General features: G+C 53.7%; 20 protein-coding genes and 1 pseudogene. 9 read left to right on the top strand and 12 right to left on the bottom strand.

What is annotated here, in order from left to right; translation table 11 throughout:
* Positions 1 to 13: 13 nt before the first annotated feature.
* Complete coding sequence (gene ychH / locus ABLU78_RS05335) at positions 14 to 289, bottom strand: stress-induced protein YchH (RefSeq protein ID WP_015367115.1); 276 nt, start codon at positions 287 to 289, stop codon at positions 14 to 16.
* A 270-nt stretch (positions 290 to 559) separates the two neighbouring features.
* Between ychH and pth the strand changes: the two genes are divergently transcribed.
* Positions 560 to 1,144 (top strand): aminoacyl-tRNA hydrolase, encoded by a 585-nt coding sequence (gene pth / locus ABLU78_RS05330; RefSeq protein WP_048228658.1) that lies wholly within the window; start codon positions 560 to 562, stop codon positions 1,142 to 1,144.
* A gap of 117 nt (positions 1,145 to 1,261) precedes the next feature.
* Positions 1,262 to 2,353, top strand: coding sequence for a redox-regulated ATPase YchF (gene ychF / locus ABLU78_RS05325; protein ID WP_015705079.1), 1,092 nt, complete (start codon positions 1,262 to 1,264; stop codon positions 2,351 to 2,353).
* Between the two features lie 81 nt (positions 2,354 to 2,434).
* Here the strand turns inward: ychF and ABLU78_RS05320 are convergent, their stop codons facing one another.
* The 6 genes and pseudogenes from ABLU78_RS05320 to ABLU78_RS05295 all read right to left on the bottom strand — a co-directional run bounded on the left by ABLU78_RS05320 (position 2,435) and on the right by ABLU78_RS05295 (position 6,737).
* Positions 2,435 to 2,998, bottom strand: coding sequence for a DUF1440 domain-containing protein (locus tag ABLU78_RS05320; protein ID WP_015367118.1), 564 nt, complete (start codon positions 2,996 to 2,998; stop codon positions 2,435 to 2,437).
* A gap of 160 nt (positions 2,999 to 3,158) precedes the next feature.
* Positions 3,159 to 4,184 carry an LLM class flavin-dependent oxidoreductase gene (locus ABLU78_RS05315; RefSeq protein WP_015367119.1) on the bottom strand — a complete coding sequence of 342 codons (1,026 nt, stop codon included), beginning with the start codon at positions 4,182 to 4,184 and terminating at the stop codon, positions 3,159 to 3,161.
* 154 nt (positions 4,185 to 4,338) lie between these two features.
* A pseudogene (locus ABLU78_RS05310) lies at positions 4,339 to 5,085 on the bottom strand (class I SAM-dependent methyltransferase); the annotation flags it as partial.
* A gap of 22 nt (positions 5,086 to 5,107) precedes the next feature.
* Positions 5,108 to 5,365: a YjhX family toxin gene (locus ABLU78_RS05305; RefSeq protein WP_015705074.1), complete on the bottom strand. Its 258-nt coding sequence runs from the start codon at positions 5,363 to 5,365 to the stop codon at positions 5,108 to 5,110.
* Between the two features lie 299 nt (positions 5,366 to 5,664).
* Entirely contained in the window at positions 5,665 to 6,204 is a 540-nt protein-coding gene (locus ABLU78_RS05300) for a DUF2058 domain-containing protein (protein ID WP_015367123.1), read from the bottom strand.
* 50 nt (positions 6,205 to 6,254) lie between these two features.
* Positions 6,255 to 6,737, bottom strand: coding sequence for a cold shock domain-containing protein (locus ABLU78_RS05295; protein WP_032714284.1), 483 nt, complete (start codon positions 6,735 to 6,737; stop codon positions 6,255 to 6,257).
* Between the two features lie 171 nt (positions 6,738 to 6,908).
* On the opposite strand from ABLU78_RS05295, the gene ABLU78_RS05290 reads away from it, so the two are divergent.
* Together ABLU78_RS05290 and ABLU78_RS05285 are read left to right on the top strand one after the other, a co-directional pair.
* Positions 6,909 to 7,799 carry an oxidoreductase gene (locus tag ABLU78_RS05290; RefSeq protein WP_048229274.1) on the top strand — a complete coding sequence of 297 codons (891 nt, stop codon included), beginning with the start codon at positions 6,909 to 6,911 and terminating at the stop codon, positions 7,797 to 7,799.
* Between the two features lie 104 nt (positions 7,800 to 7,903).
* Positions 7,904 to 8,383 carry an Rrf2 family transcriptional regulator gene (locus tag ABLU78_RS05285; RefSeq protein WP_015705070.1) on the top strand — a complete coding sequence of 160 codons (480 nt, stop codon included), beginning with the start codon at positions 7,904 to 7,906 and terminating at the stop codon, positions 8,381 to 8,383.
* Between the two features lie 65 nt (positions 8,384 to 8,448).
* On the opposite strand, the gene oqxB is transcribed toward ABLU78_RS05285, so the two are convergent.
* The gene (gene oqxB / locus ABLU78_RS05280; RefSeq protein WP_045386296.1) at positions 8,449 to 11,601 is read right to left on the bottom strand and encodes a multidrug efflux RND transporter permease subunit OqxB; all 3,153 of its coding nucleotides are present in this window, start codon (positions 11,599 to 11,601) and stop codon (positions 8,449 to 8,451) included.
* A 23-nt stretch (positions 11,602 to 11,624) separates the two neighbouring features.
* Positions 11,625 to 12,800, bottom strand: coding sequence for an efflux RND transporter periplasmic adaptor subunit (locus ABLU78_RS05275; RefSeq protein WP_015367128.1), 1,176 nt, complete (start codon positions 12,798 to 12,800; stop codon positions 11,625 to 11,627).
* 330 nt (positions 12,801 to 13,130) lie between these two features.
* Between ABLU78_RS05275 and ABLU78_RS05270 the strand changes: the two genes are divergently transcribed.
* The 4 genes from ABLU78_RS05270 (at position 13,131) to ABLU78_RS05255 (ending at position 15,949) form a co-directional block, all read left to right on the top strand.
* A complete protein-coding gene (locus tag ABLU78_RS05270) occupies positions 13,131 to 13,481 on the top strand; it encodes a helix-turn-helix domain-containing protein (protein ID WP_015367129.1) in 351 nt (116 codons plus the stop codon).
* A 138-nt stretch (positions 13,482 to 13,619) separates the two neighbouring features.
* Positions 13,620 to 14,024, top strand: coding sequence for a cell envelope integrity protein TolA (tolA, locus tag ABLU78_RS05265; RefSeq protein ID WP_015367130.1), 405 nt, complete (start codon positions 13,620 to 13,622; stop codon positions 14,022 to 14,024).
* An 88-nt stretch (positions 14,025 to 14,112) separates the two neighbouring features.
* Positions 14,113 to 14,841, top strand: coding sequence for a MerR family transcriptional regulator (locus ABLU78_RS05260; RefSeq protein ID WP_048228656.1), 729 nt, complete (start codon positions 14,113 to 14,115; stop codon positions 14,839 to 14,841).
* A 148-nt stretch (positions 14,842 to 14,989) separates the two neighbouring features.
* Positions 14,990 to 15,949, top strand: a complete 960-nt coding sequence (locus ABLU78_RS05255; RefSeq protein ID WP_048228655.1) for a DUF523 and DUF1722 domain-containing protein — start codon at positions 14,990 to 14,992, stop codon at positions 15,947 to 15,949.
* 34 nt (positions 15,950 to 15,983) lie between these two features.
* Here ABLU78_RS05255 and yajD read toward each other — a convergent pair whose 3' ends face one another.
* From yajD to icd, 3 genes are all read right to left on the bottom strand, one after another.
* A complete protein-coding gene (yajD, locus tag ABLU78_RS05250; RefSeq protein WP_015367133.1) occupies positions 15,984 to 16,331 on the bottom strand; it encodes an HNH nuclease YajD in 348 nt (115 codons plus the stop codon).
* 134 nt (positions 16,332 to 16,465) lie between these two features.
* Positions 16,466 to 16,765 carry a hypothetical protein gene (locus ABLU78_RS05245; protein WP_015367134.1) on the bottom strand — a complete coding sequence of 100 codons (300 nt, stop codon included), beginning with the start codon at positions 16,763 to 16,765 and terminating at the stop codon, positions 16,466 to 16,468.
* Positions 16,766 to 16,961: 196 nt separating this feature from the next.
* On the bottom strand, positions 16,962 to 18,212 hold the full coding sequence (gene icd, locus ABLU78_RS05240; protein ID WP_015705065.1) for an NADP-dependent isocitrate dehydrogenase: 1,251 nt from the start codon (positions 18,210 to 18,212) through the stop codon (positions 16,962 to 16,964).
* A gap of 239 nt (positions 18,213 to 18,451) precedes the next feature.
* Here icd and rluE point away from each other — a divergent pair, with 239 nt between their 5' ends.
* On the top strand, positions 18,452 to 19,102 hold the full coding sequence (rluE, locus tag ABLU78_RS05235; RefSeq protein WP_046883767.1) for a 23S rRNA pseudouridine(2457) synthase RluE: 651 nt from the start codon (positions 18,452 to 18,454) through the stop codon (positions 19,100 to 19,102).
* The last annotated feature ends 11 nt before the right edge of the window (positions 19,103 to 19,113 follow it).

Raw genomic sequence — 19,113 nt, 5'->3', positions numbered from 1 at the left:
GAGCTGAATTCAGTTAGCTGTGACGATGCTGGTCGCGACGGCAGCGTTTATCGTAGTGGCGTACCCACCAATAGCGGTCGGAGACTCTTTCATGACCGCCAACGCGAGCGCCCGCCAGCCATAAAACGGCGCCGACGAAAATACTCAACACCGCGCCATGAGCAAAGAATTGCGGCAGGTTAAATTGTGGAAGCTGGTTTAAAATAGAGTAACCAACGCCGACCACCATCACAACCAACCCTAAACCCATCAGTATGTTACCGAGTAACGAAGCGTTTCTGCGTTTCATATGTCACCTCCGGACCTTGGGCTACATGGGAATATCCCCAAAATTTATAGGTTAAGTATAGACAATAGGGATATGAGTGATTGCGTGAGTGATCACATTCGGGAACATCTGATCAACAAAAGTTTACAAATAAGCCACTGAACAACATCAAATTCTAATGGTTCAAAGTGGAAATTATCAGCAACGGTAGCGTTTCGCTGGCAGAATTTTGTCAAGCGCCGACGCAGGCAGTACACTACGCGGCAAAGTACGCCTATGCAGGAATAAAAAGTGACGATAAAACTGATTGTCGGCCTGGCTAACCCCGGAGCGGAATACGCGGCAACGCGCCATAACGCCGGCGCCTGGTACGTAGATTTACTGGCGGAGCGCCACCGCGCGCCGCTGCGAGAAGAGAGCAAATTCTTCGGCTATACCTCGCGCCTGAACCTGGCGGGGGAAGACGTGCGTCTGCTGGTGCCGACCACCTTTATGAATCTCAGCGGCAAAGCCGTGGCCGCGATGGCTACCTTTTACCGTATTAATCCGGATGAAATTCTGGTCGCCCACGACGAGCTCGATTTACCCCCCGGCGTCGCTAAATTCAAACTTGGCGGCGGGCACGGCGGTCATAATGGCCTGAAGGACATTATCAGCAAGCTGAGTAATAACCCAAACTTTCACCGCTTACGCGTCGGAATTGGCCATCCGGGCGATAAAAATAAAGTTGTCGGCTTTGTGCTGGGTAAACCACCGGCCAGCGAACAGAAGCTAATTGACGAAGCGGTTGATGAAGCGGCGCGCTGTACAGAGGTGTGGCTGAAAGACGGTTTAACCAAAGCTACCAACCGTTTACACGCCTTTAAAGCGCAATAAGCGTCCGACGTGCGGAATTTTTGCCGCACACCGTGTATAATAGGCGAAGCTATTTACTTTTCTACAGTCTGTTATTCATAACAGACTGATTATCCAAAGATTAAGGTGATTTAAATCATGGGATTCAAATGCGGTATCGTCGGTTTGCCCAACGTCGGCAAATCCACCCTGTTCAATGCGCTCACCAAAGCAGGTATTGAAGCGGCCAACTTCCCGTTCTGTACCATTGAGCCGAACACCGGTGTCGTACCGATGCCCGATCCGCGTCTGGACAAACTGGCTGAGATCGTCAAGCCGCAGCGTATCCTACCGACGACCATGGAATTCGTTGATATTGCCGGTCTTGTTAAAGGCGCGTCCAAAGGCGAAGGTCTGGGTAACCAGTTCCTGACCAATATTCGTGAAACCGAAGCCATCGGCCACGTAGTGCGTTGCTTTGAAAATGACAACATTATCCACGTCGCGGGTAAAGTCGATCCGGCGGAAGATATTGACGTTATCAACACCGAGCTGGCGCTGTCCGACCTCGACACCTGCGAACGCGCCATTCACCGCGTGTCCAAGAAGGCCAAAGGCGGCGATAAAGACGCTAAGGTTGAACTGGCCGCGCTGGAAAAATGCCTGCCGCAGCTGGAAAAAGCAGGCATGCTGCGCGCGCTGGATCTGAGCAAAGAAGAGAAAGAAGCGATCCGCTATCTGAGCTTCCTGACCCTGAAGCCGACCATGTACATCGCCAACGTTAACGAAGACGGTTTTGAAAACAACCCGTATCTCGACCAGGTTCGCGCTATCGCTGAGCAAGAAGGTTCCGTGGTGGTTCCGGTTTGCGCCGCCGTTGAATCCGACATTGCCGAGCTGGACGACGAAGAGCGTGACGAGTTCATGGCCGAGCTGGGCCTTGAAGAGCCGGGCCTGAACCGCGTGATCCGCGCAGGCTACGCTCTGCTGAACCTGCAGACCTACTTCACCGCCGGCGTCAAAGAAGTTCGCGCATGGACTATTCCGGTTGGCGCGACCGCGCCGCAGGCTGCCGGTAAAATCCACACCGACTTCGAAAAAGGCTTTATCCGCGCCCAGACCATCGCCTATGAAGATTTCATTGCTTATAAAGGTGAACAAGGCGCGAAAGAAGCCGGTAAAATGCGTGCGGAAGGGAAAGACTACATCGTTAAAGATGGCGACGTAATGAACTTCTTGTTCAACGTCTAATCCCGGACGATAAAATCCGCGCCCCGGCGCGGATTTTTCATTTCAAAGCCTCGCAGGTTTTATGACTCGCGAGGCTTTAAATTATCTGAATGGCGCATCTAACGGAATTTCTGCGTCAGGCTCGTGGGTAATTCGGTTACGCAGATCGCGACGAATCATTTCAATTGCCCAGAACCAAAAAATATGGCCAAGCAGTTCAGAAATATATTCATCAGCCGGAATGTTTAATAACGACGGCGTAAGTCCTAATAGCGGAAATGAAATCCAGTGTACCGCAATGGTGGCGACAATACCGGCCCATACTCCCTGCCATAATTTAACTTTTGGGAATATCTCCGCCACCACGCAATAGCCAATCGCGAACACCAGCGAAAAGATGATATGCGTGACCATTACCGGGTTGATGATATGCTCAGAGAAGGTGTACACGGTATGTGTAGGGTCAATGCCAAGATAGTCGCGTAAAAAGAGATAAGGAGGATTAAATTCATCACGCCCACCGGAAAATGTTCGCGGCGGCAGAGGTACTTCCGCCCCCCACTTAACGAATGCCGACATAATTCCGGCAATAACCCCAACTAATAATGCGACGCCATAGCGACGCCGACCTGGTGCAGTTTGTACAAAAAAGTCCTTAATTGCCATAAATCCCTCGCCATGAATAATATTGTTACAGCATTGCAATATTCTTTAAGTCCGCGCGGGTATGGCTTGATCAAGATCACACTTTTTGTTCAAAAGATAAACAAAGCTAATATTTTTATGTCATCGCGGAGCATCAATTAATGCCCCGCGTGGCATTCTTTTAATCACGCCAACCCATTGCCGGTGCAACGTGCTTCAGAATAGACTCAATCACGTGAGCGTTATAATCCACGCCCAGCTGATTCGGCACCGTCAGCAATAAAGTATCCGCTTCTGCGATCGCCTCATCCTGTTTCAGTTGCTCGATGAGCTTATCGGGTTCAGCGGCATAGCTGCGGCCGAAAATGGCGCGGGTTTTCTCATCAAGAAAACCAATACTATCGCTGTTATCCCGGCTGGAGCCAAAATACATCCGGTCGCGATCGTCCATCAGGGCAAAAATACTCCGACTGACCGATACCCGCGGCGTACGCGTGTGCCCCGCCTCCGTCCAGGCCTGACGATAAGCGCGGATCTGTTTCGCCTGTTGGATATGGAATGGTTCGCCCGTCTCATCATCTTTCAGCGTCGAGCTCTGCAGGTTCATACCGAGCTTCGCCGCCCACATCGCCGTGGCATTAGAGCCCGCGCCCCACCAGATACGCTCGCGTAGTCCGGCAGAATACGGCTCAAGGCGCAGCAATCCCGGCGGGTTGGGGAACATCGGTTGCGGGTTAGGTTTAGCGAAACCTTCGCCGCGCAGCACGTCCAACAGGACCTCAGTGTGGCGCCGCGCCATATCAGCGTCAGACTCGCCATCCTGCGGTTGAAAACCGAAATGACGCCAGCCATCAATCACCTGTTCCGGCGAGCCCCGGCTGATGCCAAGCTGTAAACGCCCACCGGCTATCAAATCTGCAGCGCCGGCATCCTCCGCCATATATAGCGGGTTTTCGTAGCGCATATCGATAACGCCGGTGCCAATCTCAATCTTTTTAGTTTTCGCGCCGATAGCGGCCAGCAGCGGGAACGGTGAACTGAGCTGGCGGGCGAAATGGTGCACCCGAAAATAGGCGCCGTCCGCGCCTAACTCTTCGGCGGCAACTGCCAGATCGATGGATTGTAAAAGCGTGTCGGCAGCGGAACGAGTCGCCGACTGCGGCGATGGCGTCCAGTGGCCAAATGACAAAAATCCAATCTTTTTCATGAGGATAGACCCTGATTTGGCAAAACATTCAGCAGACGCGGAGATAACGTTCCGCGTCTGCTTGTGGTTCTCCTACTCTACCCCTTAGCCAAAATGTATAAATGGCGTTTATTTAACAGAATAGTTCAAATAAATTGACCAAATATTACGAGAGTTATTTCTGCATCAGCGCAAAAACGCCCCAACCGAAATATTCCCGGGTATAAGTGACATGGCGAAGCGGTGCGGCATTGAGCTCCGCACGGACCTCAACCGCAAATTCATCATCCGGATGCGCCTGCAGCCAACGGCGCATCGTTAGCCATTTAGCGGCTTCATAACGGTCCCACCCTTCGCGGTCAGCCAGCACCATCTCAACAATGTCATAGCCCAGTTCGCCAAAAGTGGCGACCAGCGCTGGAAGCGGCAACAAATCGGCCACCGCAGAAACGCCGCAGGCGCGCGCCTGTTCTTCTGTGGCGGGTACCTTACGCCACCAGGGTTCCCCGATAAGTAGCATACCGCCAGGCTTAAGGCTGCGGGCTAACTGCGCCACGGTTCCAGCGACGCCGCCGGCTATCCACGTCGCGCCGATACAGGCCGCCACATCGTATTGCCGTTCGGCAACGTAACCTGCCGCATCGCTATGGAGAAAAGTGACGCGATCGCTAACGCCAAGTGCTGCGGCGCGTTGTTTTGCCTGCGCGGTAAACAATGGGCTCATATCAATGCCCATACCGCCGATAGCATGGTCCCGCGCCCAGGTGCAGAGCATTTCACCAGAACCGCTGCCAAGGTCGAGGATCTGCGCCCCTGCCTGCAGGCGAAGTACGCGGCCAAGCGTGGCATATTTTTCCGCCGTGAAGGGGTTATGGATACGATGTTCACTTTCGCTGATGGTAAAGATACGTGGGATATCGATAGTTGTGGTCATGTCACTCTCCTTAGCGGTTATCCGGCTGGGCGCGAACGTTATTCAGCCCGCTGGTGTTGATGCGGTACGGTTGGCCGTTAACGGATTTAATCAGTTTTTTAGTGCGGAGCTTTTTGAAGACGGCGAGCGTACAGTCGCTGAGCAGTAGCCCTTCGCGGCTATAGCACTCCACGGCAATGACGCGGCCTGATGTATCGCGAATGTGCGCAATACGTCCGCCTTTCGCGAGAACGTGTAAGGTACGTTGTTCCTGACGGGATAAATTCATACTGGAAAACCTGTTTAATCATCATGTGCAAAACGTGCAAACACGCAGCGGTGTCCGCATTCGATTTCAGCGCAGTGATAACCAGCCCGGCCTGAAAGGTCGGCAAACTGATTATCAGATGATTACATTCTCCAGCATCAAAGCCTCGGTAGAGTTGAAAGGTATTTACCGGCTGGATGATAACATCCAGTGACAGAAAGGATATTTATAAACGGGAAAATTGTGATCGGTATCTGAAATTGCGCCCCCGCCCCATGACGAAAGGCGCACAATGAATGGCAGCAACGCATTGCTCCTGATTACCACATCAAATCATCAGGTACTTTAAAGTCAGCGTACGGATCGTCTTCGTCCTCTGCTTCCTGGCTCAGGGCGCTGTTCAACACAATACTCTCGGCGTCGCGCTGGGCGATTTTATCCGCCACGCTGGCAGGGATAATCGCGTATTCATATTTACCGTTATTATCAACAGCAAGGCGGGCAATCGCCAGACGGCCGCTAATGAGCTGCGCCTGGGTGGTTTTATCCACATCAATGTTTTTGATGAGATTATTATCCGTAAAGTTAAAAGCGATATGGCCTTTCGCAATCGTGATTCGGTTCATTTCGATCAGCTGCTTAACCTGCGCTTTATACTCTTTTGCTAAAGCCGCTTGCTTTTGCTGCTCGCTGAGCTGCTTGTCGCGCTCAAGCTGGGCTTTTTTGTTTTCCTCAACGGCCTCGCGGGCTTCACGCGCCTGAACACGTGACTTTTTCGCCGTTCTCTGAACCTTAGCCATCTTTTTACTGGTGACCAGACCCGCTTTCAGCATCTGCTCTTGTAAGGTAAGTTTTGTCATCGTCGTTTCTACAATCGTTTGAATGATGTTTTGGATACGGTAAATCAGGGTCAGACTTTCAGGAGCTTCACCGTGGCGTCGATGTCGATTTCATCTTCAGAGAAGATGAGCGTGGTGCCCTGAAAGGTAGTGATCGCCAGCTTTTTCAGCGTACGCATTTCACCCGGCTTCACGCTCGCTTTGGGCTTGATGCTGTTCATCAGCAGCCCCACGGAGAGCACCGCATTTTCCTTGTCGATATGCGTATCTGCTGGCACTTCCTCACTGTAGACCAGGTAAGACTTAATCGATGTCAGCTTCAGGCGCTCACCGGCAATATACAGATATTTGCTTTCCGGGATGACCTTCACCGCGTAAGCTGATAGGCCCTTATTATTGGTCGTAGGTTCAAACGTGACCGCCGCATCTTTCTTAATCAGCTCCGGATTGGCGACCTTAATCACGTGAAAATAGCGGTTATCACCATTTTCATCTTTGATAAATCCGAAACCTTTATCTTTAAACCACGTTGTGATCGTACCGTTCATCGCCATTACCGCCTGATTAATCGTTTATCTACTCAATTTTGCAGCGCGCAGTTTAAAGCACAATGTCAGCGTAGACCATGCCTTTGCTCTAAGTGTTGCCTGATATCGGCAATTGATCCTGGCTTTTGCCGAAAATTTGATTCATTAATGAGTACGGTTCATTCAGGAGAATGCATGATGCCTAATCTACCCTCCGTTGCGTTGCTAGGTCCTGGCGCTATCGGCACGACCATTGCCGCCGTACTGCATGAAGCGGGCCGCAAACCGCTGCTCTGCGGGCGCACCGCGCATCAACGGTTGGTTTTGCGCCACGAAGACGGCGAAACGATCATTCCAGGACCAGTATTGACCGATCCACATACGCTGGAACACCCGATTGAGCTGCTGTTTGTGGCGGTGAAAACCACCCAGGTAGCGGATTGCGCGGGCTGGCTTAACGCGCTGTGCGATGAAAACACGGTGGTCTGCGCACTACAGAACGGTGTCGAACAGGAAAGCCTGCTTAACCCCTATGTTAACGGCGCAAAGGTATTGCCTTCGGTTGTCTGGTTTCCGGCACAACGAGAGGCGGATGCTTCGGTATGGTTACGCGCCAAACCGCGCCTGACGCTACCCGATACGCCGCAAGGGCAGAAAATAGCCGAGGTTCTCGACGGTACCCGCTGCGCGGTTGAGTTGACGGCTGATTTCACATCGGTCGCCTGGCGGAAACTTCTGCAAAATGCCGTCGCTGGCCTGATGGTGCTGGCGAATCGCCGCGCCGGGATGTTTTCGCGCCAGGACATCACCGGGCTGGCGCTGGCCTATCTGCACGAGTGCCTGGCGGTGGCGCGCGCCGCAGGGGCGGTACTCGCCGATAGCGTGCCGCAGGAAATTGTTGATGGGTTTCATCAGGCACCGGCGGATTTAAGCACCTCGATACTTGCCGACCGTCAGGCCAATCGTCCGCTGGAATGGGACATCCGCAACGGAGTCATACAGCGCTATGGCCGAACGCTGGGCGTTGCCACCCCCATCAGCGATGTCGTCGTGCCGCTGCTGGCGGCTGGAAGCGAGGGGCCTGGCTAAGATTGCTTCAAAAAAATTACCGTATTTGTTATAGTGTTACTCACTGATTATTTACCTCTGCGGTGCCAAAAAGAACAAGATTCACCGCAACCCAGGACAAGAAAATGCTAGATTACCGCTTCCCGACAGCTTTGCAGATGGTTCTCAGCGTAGCGATGGCGGAGCAATTGGGTGAACGTTCGACGAGTGCGATCCTGGCCTACGGCCTGGAAGCCAACCCGAGCTTTATCCGTAAACTCATGGTTCCGCTCACCCGCGACGGCATCATCGTCTCCACACTTGGCCGCAACGGCTCTATTCATCTTGGCCGTCCTGCCGATCAAATCACGCTGCGTGATATCTATCTTTCCGTTATTGAAGATAAAAAACTGTGGGCGTCTCGCCCTGACGTCCCGGCTCGCTGCGTGGTCAGCGCCAACGCTTGCTGGTACTTTAAGTCCGTAGCCGATGAAGCCGAGCAGGCGTCGCTCGCGGTGTTAGCTCGCCACACCGTGGCGAGCGCCCTGGAAGAGGTCAAAAAAGCCGATACCAGCGGCTGCGATCCGCTGCCTGAGCTGACTGCCCGCTATAAAGAAGCGCATTAACTTTTCTTGTTGCGAAAAAAAACCGCCTTTAAACGAAAAGGCGGTTTTTTGTTATTAGCAGCGACCTACTCAGGCAGGACGTCCCTAACCGGTTCGCCGCGCGTCACCAGTTTTCGCAGCGTCACGTAAAACACCGGCGTCAGGAACAGCCCAAACAGCGTCACGCCGAGCATACCGGAGAACACCGTGATCCCGGTGACGCCGCGCACTTCCGCCCCCGCGCCGTGGCCAAGAATCAGCGGAATCGTCCCGGCAATAAAGGCAATCGAGGTCATGATAATCGGACGTAAACGCAGACGACAGGCTTCCAGCGCCGCTTCCATAATCCCTTTGCCCTGAATTTCCAGTTCGCGGGCAAACTCGACAATCAGAATCGCGTTTTTACAGGCCAGCCCCATCAGCACCACCAGCCCCACCTGCACAAATACGTTATTGTCGCCGCCGGTCAGCCAGACGCCAAACAGCGCGGAGAGCATGGTCATCGGGACGATAAGGATCACCGCCAGCGGTAGCGTCCAGCTTTCATATAGCGCCGCCAGCACCAGGAACGCCAACAGTACCGCGACCGGGAAGACGATTAGCGCCGTATTGCCCTGCGTGGCCTGCTGGAAGCTGAGATCCGTCCACTCAATATTCATCCCATTCGGCAGTATCTGCTTAGACATGCCTGCCAGCAGCGTCATCGCCTGCGTGGACGAGAGCACGCGGGGATCGGCATCGCCAATCAAATCCGCCGCCGGATAACCATTGTAGCGAATCACCGGATCCGGTCCGTAGGTGGTATTAATATTCACCATACTGCCAATCGGCACCATTTCGCCCTGATTATTGCGGGTACGTAAATTAGCAATATCTTCCACGCTGTCGCGGAACGGCCCGTCAGCCTGCGCCATTACGCGCCAGGTACGCCCAAACTGGTTAAAGTCATTCACATACGATGACCCCAGATAAGTTTGCAGCGTCCCGAAAAGGTCGGTCAACGACACGCCCTGCGCTTTCGCTTTATCTCGATCGACCTGCACATCCAGCTGCGGCACGTTCGCCTGATAGGTCGAGATCGGGAAATGCATCCCCGGCGTCTGCATAATCGAACCCGACATCGCGTTCACTGCGTTTTGCAACGCGCCATAACCCAGACCGGCGCGATCTTGAATATACAGTGAATAGCCGGACCCCTGACCCAGTCCTAAAATCGGCGGCGGCAGAATCGAGAAACCAAAGCCCTGCTGAATTTGCGCGATTTTGGCATTAATCTCGGCATTAATTTCCGCTGCGGTGTGTTTTCGCTGATCGAACGGTTTCAGACCAAAAAAGACCGTCCCGGTATTCGGCGTATTGGTGAACTGCAGCGCATTAAGCCCCGGAAAAGCCACCGCATAATCCACGCCTTCGGTATTCATACCGATTTCGCTCATTTTGCGGATCACGGCGTCGGTGCGCGCCAGTGAAGAGCCTTCGGGCATTTTCACGCCGCCAATTAAATACAGTTTATCCTGCGTCGGAATAAACCCGCCGGGTACGACTTTAAACATCACGCCAGCGGCGCAGAGCAGCAGGACGTAGACCACAAACACCGCGCCGCGTCGCCCGAGCGTTTTGCCTACCAGCCCCTGATAGCCGTTTGAGCTACGATGGAAAAAACGGTTAAACGGACGGAAAATCCAGCCGAACAAGCGATCGATAAGCCGGGTCGGGAAGTCTTTCGCCGCGCCGTGCGGTTTTAACAGCAGCGCCGCCAGCGCTGGCGAGAGCGTCAGGGAGTTGATGGCGGAGATCACCGTCGATATCGCAATCGTCACCGCAAACTGCTTATAAAACTGCCCCGTTACCCCGGAGAGGAACGCCATCGGCACAAACACCGCGCACAACACCAGCGCGATAGCGATAATCGGCCCGGAGACTTCGCGCATCGCCTGATGCGCCGCCGCTAGTGGCGCCAGCCCCTCTTCGATGTTTCGTTCAACGTTTTCCACCACCACGATGGCATCATCCACGACGATACCGATCGCCAGTACCAGCCCGAACAGACTCAGGGTATTCAGCGAAAAGCCCAGCAGATAAAGAATGCTGAAGGTGCCCACCACCGATACCGGCACCGCGATCAGCGGAATAATCGACGCGCGCCACGTCTGCAGGAACAAAATCACCACCAGCACCACCAACACTACCGCTTCCAGCAGCGTTTGCACCACCGCGCGAATCGAATCGCGCACAAACACGGTCGGATCGTACGGCGCCGCCCATTTCATATCTTCCGGGAAACGGGTGGAGAGTTCGTTCATTTTCGCGCGTACGGCGTTAGACAAATCGATAGCATTCGCCCCCGGCGACTGGAAAATACCAATCCCGACCGCGTCTTTATTGTTAAGCTGGGAACGTAACGCATAGCTACCCGAGCCCATTTCGATACGCGCCACGTCGCGCAGGCGCACCAGCGAACCGTCTTGCGCCGTTTTCAGAATAATATTGCCAAACTCTTCTTCCGTATGCAGACGCCCCTGGGCGTTAATAGAGATCAAAAAATCGCTCTCTTTCGGCAGCGGCTCGGCGCCCAGCTGTCCGGCGGAAACCTGAACGTTTTGCTCCTGCATCGCCGTCACCACATCCGATGCGGTTAACCCGCGCGCCGCAACCTTATTGGGATCCAGCCAGATGCGCATCGCATATTCACCCGAGCCAAAAATCTGGATCTGCCCGACGCCGGGCAGACGCGCGAGTTCATCTTTTACTTTCAACGTGGCGTAGTTACGCATATACAGTGAATCGTACTTACCGCCGGGTGAAAACAGATGCACCACCAACGTCAGCGTTGGCGATTGCTTCTGGGTGGTGATGCCTAAACGGCGCACATCTTCCGGGAGACGAGCCTCGGCCTGCGAGACCCGGTTTTGCACCTGAACCTGCGCCTGATCGGGGTCGGTTCCCGGACGGAACGTGACGGTAGTGACCAGTACGCCGTCAGAGCCTGCGACGGACTTCATGTACATCATATTTTCGACGCCGTTGATGGCTTCTTCCAATGGCGTCGCCACGGTTTCGGCGATCACTTTCGGGTTGGCGCCGGGATACTCCGCCCGCACCTGCACGCTAGGCGGTACGACATCAGGATATTCGCTGACCGGCAACAGCGGAATGGCGATCAAGCCGGTGATAAAAATCAGAATCGACAGCACGGCGGCAAAAATCGGCCTGTCGATAAAAAAGCGGGAAAAGTCCATATGGCGGATTCTCAGATAAGGGATCAGTTGAGGGCGGCGCTGGTGGTCATGGCAACGGTCTTCGCGTTAACCGGCATTCCCGGCATAAACACTTTTTGCAAACCATCGACGATGACTTTGTCGCCTGGGTTCAGCCCCTGCTTGACGATACGTAAACCGGCAGCCAACCGCCCCGGCGCAATATCGCGACGCTGGGCTTTACCCTCTTTATCAACGATATAGACATATTTACGGTCCTGATCGGTCAGTACCGCTTTGTCGTCGATAAGCGTGGCTTTGAATTCAGCGCTGCCCGGCAAGCGGACACGGGCAAAGAGTCCCGGCGTGAACAGACGCTGCGAATTGTCCAGCAGCGCGCGCATGCGGATCGTACCGGTGCTCGGCGTTAACTGATTATCCAGAAAATCCACTTTACCCTGATGAGGGTAGCCCTCTTCGCCCACAAGGCCGATCTCAACCGGTAATGCCTGGTGGCTGCTGGAGGCCCCTTGCCCCCTGCGGGCAAGATTTTGGTAGTGAAGATAGGTCGACTCATCCACGTCAAAGTAGACGTAAACCGTTTTCTGCGACACCAGCGTGGTAAGGACGCTGGCGGTATCGCCAGCGGTGACCAGATTACCGCTGGTGATTAACGCGCGACTGGCGCGGCCATCAATAGGCGCGGTCACTTTGGTGAAGTCCAGATTAAGCTGCGCGGCATCAACCGCCGCCTGGGCGGCGCGAATATCCGCTTGCGCCTGGACCGCAGCGGAGCGGCGCTGCTCCCACTCTTCACGGGAAACCAGATTGGTATTGATTAATTTATCGGTGCGGTTTGCTTCACTTCGCGCCAGGCTTGCTTGCGTTTTCGCTCTCGCCAGGGTTGCCTGCGCCTGTTCCAGCGCCGCGCGATAGGTTCGATCGTCAATGGTAAATAACACCTCCCCCTTCTTCACCTCCTGACCGTCGGTGTAATTCACTTTATCAATATAACCAGAAACGCGGGGACGTAGCTGCACGCTTTCCACCGCCTCAATCCGGCCATTAAAGCTATCCCACTGACTAATGGATTTCACCACCACCTCAGCGGCGCTGACGGCAGGCGCTTGCGGCGCGGCGTTTTGCGCGACGCCTTCATCGCAGCCGGCGAGCAGCGCCGAGAGTAGCACCATACCTACTGCAGTCAGATGACGTTTTCCCCAGGTTTTTTGCAGGCTCATTATTTTTATTCCGGTAATTGTCGCCGCCGGGCAAGACGCTGCGGGAGACGCTGCGCCACTTCCTTTGTCCGGGCAGGCTTGAGGCCATTTGTGTCGTTCATCGCCACAAAACTGTAACAGTTGCGAATACACTATCGCGGCGATTGTAGGAAGGCGCTAAACTAAGTGCAAGAATAATTGTTGCACTTTATGTGCTATTCTTCTGGATCGAAAAAAGCCCATTTCAGGCAGGGAATTAATTGCAACAATAAAACTTGCAATTAATGCTAAAACGGGCCACCTTAAATGCAACAATTAAAGATGCTTTTATTATCTGCGTGGAGCAACAAGATGAACACTGCTGCGGTTATTCACGATCTACTCGATTGGATCGACAACAATCTCGAGAGCCGTCTGGATATTGAGACCGTTGCCAGGCGTGCGGGCTATTCGAAATGGCACCTGCAGCGGATCTTCAAGGAGCACACCGGTTACCCTCTCGCTGAATATATTCGCATGCATAAGCTACAAAGATCGGTCGAACGCTTAGCCAACAGCGACGAGCCTATTTTAAACGTGGCGATCGCACTGGGTTTCGACTCCCAGCAATCCTTTAACCGTAGCTTCAAGCGCCAGTATGGCCAGGCGCCCGGCGCCTGGCGACGCAGTATCTGCGGCGCAGAAACACAGCATTTACGCTAACAGTCGTGATAACCGTCGTGATAATCGTCCTCAGGGATTCGGCGAGCGAACAGTAGAAGCACCTATGTTTAGCAGCTATCAGGGCGTAGCGCCTACCGTTATGATTGGCCCATACCAAACAAACAAGGACGCGTTACCATGCTGAACAAATCGCCGTTGGTGTTGTTATTGTTCCCTTTACTGCTGGCAGGTTGTCACCATCATCAGCCCACGCCGCGCGCGGCGGCGAGCGCCACTGAAGTAGACGATCTGTTCGCCAGCCTCCCTTCGTCGAAACCATCAAGTCGGGCTACCTACGCCCGACAGATAATGACCGCCATCAGGGCAAAAATGCCTGATTCCGTGGAGTATCCCGGGCAAACCTGTCGGATTCGTTTGTCGCTGCAGCGTGATGGCACCGTAAATTCCGCTACCGTGGAAAAGGGGGATGAAGAACTATGCAACACTGTTGTAGCCGCATTTATGCAAGCAGACATTCCCGCCGCGCCGGATGATGACGCTTATCAGACGTTTAAAAATACCAGTATCGATTTTAAAGCATAAGACTAGCGCTTTATTACCAGCAGCATGGCATTCAACCGACCGTAATTCGTAGTATATTAAAAACAATCTCTGTTATCAGGTATACGGAATGTCCTACTCCATCGGCGAATTTTCCCGTCTTTGCGGCATCAATGCGACCACGCTGCGGGCCTGGCAACGCCGGTACGGCCTGCTGAAACCCGAGCGTACCGATGGAGGCCACCGCCTCTATAACGATGATGATGTCCAACTGGCGCTAAAAATTCTCGACTGGGTAAAAAAAGGCGTGCCTGTAAGCCAGGTTAAACCGCTATTGACCCGCTCTGACGCCGGCCCTGGTGATAACTGGCTTGTCCTGCAGGACAATATGCTGCAGCGGCTGAAAGAGGGAAAAATCGAATCCCTGCGCCAGCTGATCTACGATGCCGGTCGGGAAAATCCCCGCCCTGAGCTGATTACCAACGTATTGCGCCCATTACGCAGTAAAGTATCGGCTAATGTGCCGGCGATGCAGACCCTGCGTGAGATCCTCGACGGCATCATTATCTCCTACACCTCTTTTTGTCTTGAAGGCGATAAACGCGCGCCGGGCGATAACTCTCTGATTACCGGTTGGCACCTGAGCGACCCATGTGAAATCTGGCTGGAAGCGCTCATGCGTACCGGACAAGGTCATCGCATTGATGTGCTGCCGATGCCGGCCACCGCGCTGGCCCCGGAAATATTTCCTCAACGCCACTGGTTGCTGGTGACCACGGGCCAGCTCACCGCCGCACGCCAGAGACAGATAGATCTCTGGCGTCAATTGGTTATTTCTCTGGACGTTATCTCCTTGTAAAAAAGCTTTGCTCCCCTACGCCATGTTCTCCGCTAAAAAAGCACGCCAAAAACTTGGACAAAAATACGTGATTGTGTAAGTTTAATGTATCGGGCTAAACGTTTTTGCGCGATGGCCCATCCAGTGAGAGCAAAGCGAGGAGTACGCCATGAATAAGCAACCTGTCATTGGCATCAGCGGCTGTTTAACCGGCTCGTCCGTGCGCTTTGATGGCGGACATAAACGATTGCCATTTGCGATGGATGAACTGGCGCCGTGGGTAACCTTCAAACCCATTTGTCCGGAAATGGCCATCGGTCTCAGCTCTCCACGTCCGGCTCTGCGCCTGGTGCGGACCGACGAAGGTGAGATTCAGATGCGTTTTAGCAGCGATCCGCATGACGATGTCACAGGCAAAATGGCGGACTTTACCGCCGGTTACCTGCCTGGGCTTGGCGAATTAGCAGGTTTTATCGTCTGCGCCAAATCACCGAGCTGCGGCATGGAACGCGTGCGCCTGTATGATGAAAAAGGCAACCGCGGGCGCAAAGAAGGAACCGGCCTGTTTACCCACGCGTTGATGGAAGCCTATCCGTGGTTGCCGGTAGAAGAGGATGGACGACTGCACGACCCGCAGTTAAGAGAGAATTTTGTCGAGCGTCTTTTCGCCCTGCATGAACTGAATACGCTGCGGGCCAATGGCCTGACCCGTCGGGCGTTAATGGATTTTCATAGCCGCTATAAACTGCAGCTACTGGCGCATCATCAGGCCGGCTATCGAGAAATTGGCCCTTTCGTCGCGTCGATGCATCAATGGCAAGACCTGGATGCCTTTTTCGTCGCCTACCGCGATAAGCTGATGGCGATCCTGAAAAACACCGCCTCCAGGAAAAACCACACCAATGTGCTGATGCATATTCAGGGCTATTTCCGCGAACGGTTGAATAGCCGCCAGCGCGGCGAGCTGCGTGACGTGATACTGCATTATCGCGCGGGGCTGCTCCCAATCCTGGCGCCCCTTACGCTGCTTAAGCATTACCTGGCCGAGTATCCTGATCGCTATCTGCAGACGCAAAACTATTTTGATCCCTACCCGCAGGCTTTAGCCCTGCGCCTGGGTGTTAATTAACCGCCAGGCGGTGTGCAATTACGACGAAGCGTGACTACTTCTTCTTGTTCATCATGGCTTTTAAATCGGCAAAAGGATTGTAGGTGGCTTCACCGACATCCTTTTGCGCATCTTCACCGGCCACCACTCTGGTACCGTACTGGTCGGCCTCAGTGTACTTGGAGTGCTCATGATCGTGGCAATAGAGGCACAATAGCTCCCAGTTGCTGCCATCTTCCGGGTTATTGGTATGATCGTGATCGATGTGATGTACCGTCAGTTCACGCAGGTTGGAGTAGACAAATTCGCGCGAGCAACGTCCGCATACCCATGGATAAATTTTAAGCGCCTTCTCGCGATAGCCACTTTCCAGGCGGGCGTAGTTTTTGGGGATCAAAGCCATGGCAGATGTTACCTGTGATAAAGAGATAATTTACGATAATAGCGCCAATATAGCGTAAAACGGAGCAGGAAAGGAAATCGATGCGCTGAGGTGGGCGGGGGCAAAATCCCGGCGTGGCGCCGGGAAGATGATTATTAATGGCTGGTCACTGCCGCCGCCGCGACCGGATGATCCGCTGAAGCGACAACCGTGGTACGCGCTACAGGATGGCGACCGTTATCGCTGGTTGCCGCCGCCACCGCCACCGGATGGTCCGCTGTGGCGACAGCCGTAGTACGCGCCACCGGATGGTTGCCATTATCGCTGGTTGCCGCCGCGACCGCCACCGGATGATCGGCTGAGGCTACAGCTGCGGTCCTTGCGACCGGATGGTAACCCGCGAAGGCAGAAATACTTGCTGATGCTAATACCAGGGTCAGAATAATCTTTTTCATAATATCACCTCTAATAATAATAACCTGAAAAAACCAGGCAAAATATGGCAATAAATACAGCCAATGGATGATTTACCGTAGCAAGCGGCAGCGGGCATGAATAGCTCACTGTTATTTAATTATGGATAACCCGGTACACAACAAATAAAAACGGGAACCCTTAGGCTCCCGTTTCGCATTAATCCAGAAAAATGGATTACATGTTTTTGATGATCGCGTCGCCGAACTCAGAGCATTTCAGCAGCTTAGCGCCTTCCATCAGACGTTCGAAGTCATAGGTCACGGTCTTGGCGGCGATGGCGCCTTCCATGCCTTTAACAATCAGGTCTGCGGCTTCGAACCACTGCATGTGGCGCAGCATCATTTCTGCAGACAGGATGATGGAACCTGGGTTCACTTTATCCTGGCCGGCATACTTCGGCGCGGTACCGTGGGTGGCTTCGAACAGCGCGCACTCGTCGCCAATGTTGGCGCCCGGCGCGATACCGATACCGCCAACCTGCGCCGCCAGGGCGTCAGAGATATAGTCGCCGTTCAGGTTCATACAGGCGATAACATCGTATTCAGCCGGACGCAGCAGGATTTGCTGCAGGAACGCATCGGCGATCACGTCTTTAACCACGATCTCTTTGCCGGTGTTCGGGTTCTTGATTTTCACCCACGGGCCGCCGTCGATCAGCTCACCGCCGAACTCCTCGCGAGCCAGCTGGTAACCCCAGTCTTTGAACGCGCCTTCGGTGAACTTCATGATGTTGCCTTTGTGCACCAGGGTCACGGAATCACGATCGTTAGTGATCGCATATTCGATAGCGGCGCGTACCAGGCGTTTGGTTCCTTCTTCAGAGCACGGCTTGATGCCGATACCGCAATGTTCCGGGAAGCGAATTTTCTTCACGCCCATCTCATCGCGCAGGAATTTGATAACTTTGTCAGCTTCGGCAGAGTCTGCTTTCCACTCGATACCCGCATAAATATCTTCGGAGTTTTCACGGAAGATAACCATATCGGTCAGCTCCGGGTGTTTAACCGGGCTCGGGGTGCCCTGATAGTAACGTACCGGACGCAGGCAAACGTAGAGATCCAGCTCCTGACGCAGCGCCACGTTCAGAGAACGGATGCCGCCGCCAACTGGCGTCGTCAGAGGACCTTTAATAGCAACACGGTAATCACGAATCAGATCGAGGGTTTCAGCAGGCAGCCAGACATCCTGGCCGTAAACGTGGGTAGATTTTTCACCGGTGTAAACTTCCATCCAGGAAATTTTACGCTCGCCTTTATAGGCTTTCTCAACGGCGGCATCAACCACTTTCAGCATCGCTGGGGTAACGTCAACACCGATACCGTCACCTTCAATGAACGGGATAATCGGGTTATGAGGGACGTTCAGTTTGCCGTTTTGCAGGGTGATTTTCTGACCTTCCGCCGGAACTACTACTTTGCTTTCCATTAACCTCTCCTTCGAGCGCTTCTGGTTCTGCTCTTTCCTCTTCACGCGAGCCTGGTGTTGGCTTAGTCGGCCTACTCCTGAGTACCGGGTTGCCCCGCTAACCGGAGATTCGCGTCCGTGTTGCCTTCCTGCCTGTATTGCGAATCGGTTTGAGCAATTTTTTGTTAATAATTTGTAATGAGCATGTCAATACTACCTGAATGTTTGCGTCCATGAAAGGCATTCGTAATTAGGCTATAATGCGGCAATTGAGAGAGCCTGAAAATACCATGCAGAAAACTTCATTTAGAAAACATCGCGTTGAGCGATTCAGCACACAACAAGTGACCAGACAACGTAAAGAACGCCAGCTTAAAACTGTGATCTTGTTCAATAAACCCTACGATGTGTTGCCGCAGTTTACCGACGAGTCCGGGCGCCGCACGCTGAAGGATTTTATCCCTGTCGCCGGTGTTTACGCCGCCGGTCGTCTTGACCGCGACAGCGAAGGTCTGCTGGTGCTGACCAACGACGGCGCGCTACAGGCAAAACTGACCCAGCCCGGTAAGCGCACCGGCAAAATTTACTACGTTCAGGTGGAAGGCGAACCTACAGAAGAAGCGATCCGCGCGCTGCGCGACGGAGTGACGCTAAACGATGGACTCACCCTACCCGCCGGCGTGGAGCTGGTGGATGAACCCGCCTGGCTTTGGCCGCGCAATCCGCCGATTCGCGAGCGTAAATCGATTCCCACTCGCTGGCTAAAAATCACCCTCTATGAGGGGCGCAACCGTCAGGTTCGCCGGATGACCGCCCACGTCGGTTTTCCGACGCTAAGGCTAATTCGCTACGCCATGGGCGGCTATACGCTTGATGGTTTAGCCAACGGCGAGTGGCGTCAAACCGAATAACCGCATTCATA

Origin of the sequence: Klebsiella sp. JN_Kp122 (assembly GCF_040062085.1) — a bacterium.
Lineage (GTDB): Bacteria > Pseudomonadota > Gammaproteobacteria > Enterobacterales > Enterobacteriaceae > Klebsiella > Klebsiella aerogenes.
This window is presented reverse-complemented; position numbering and strand designations above follow the sequence as displayed.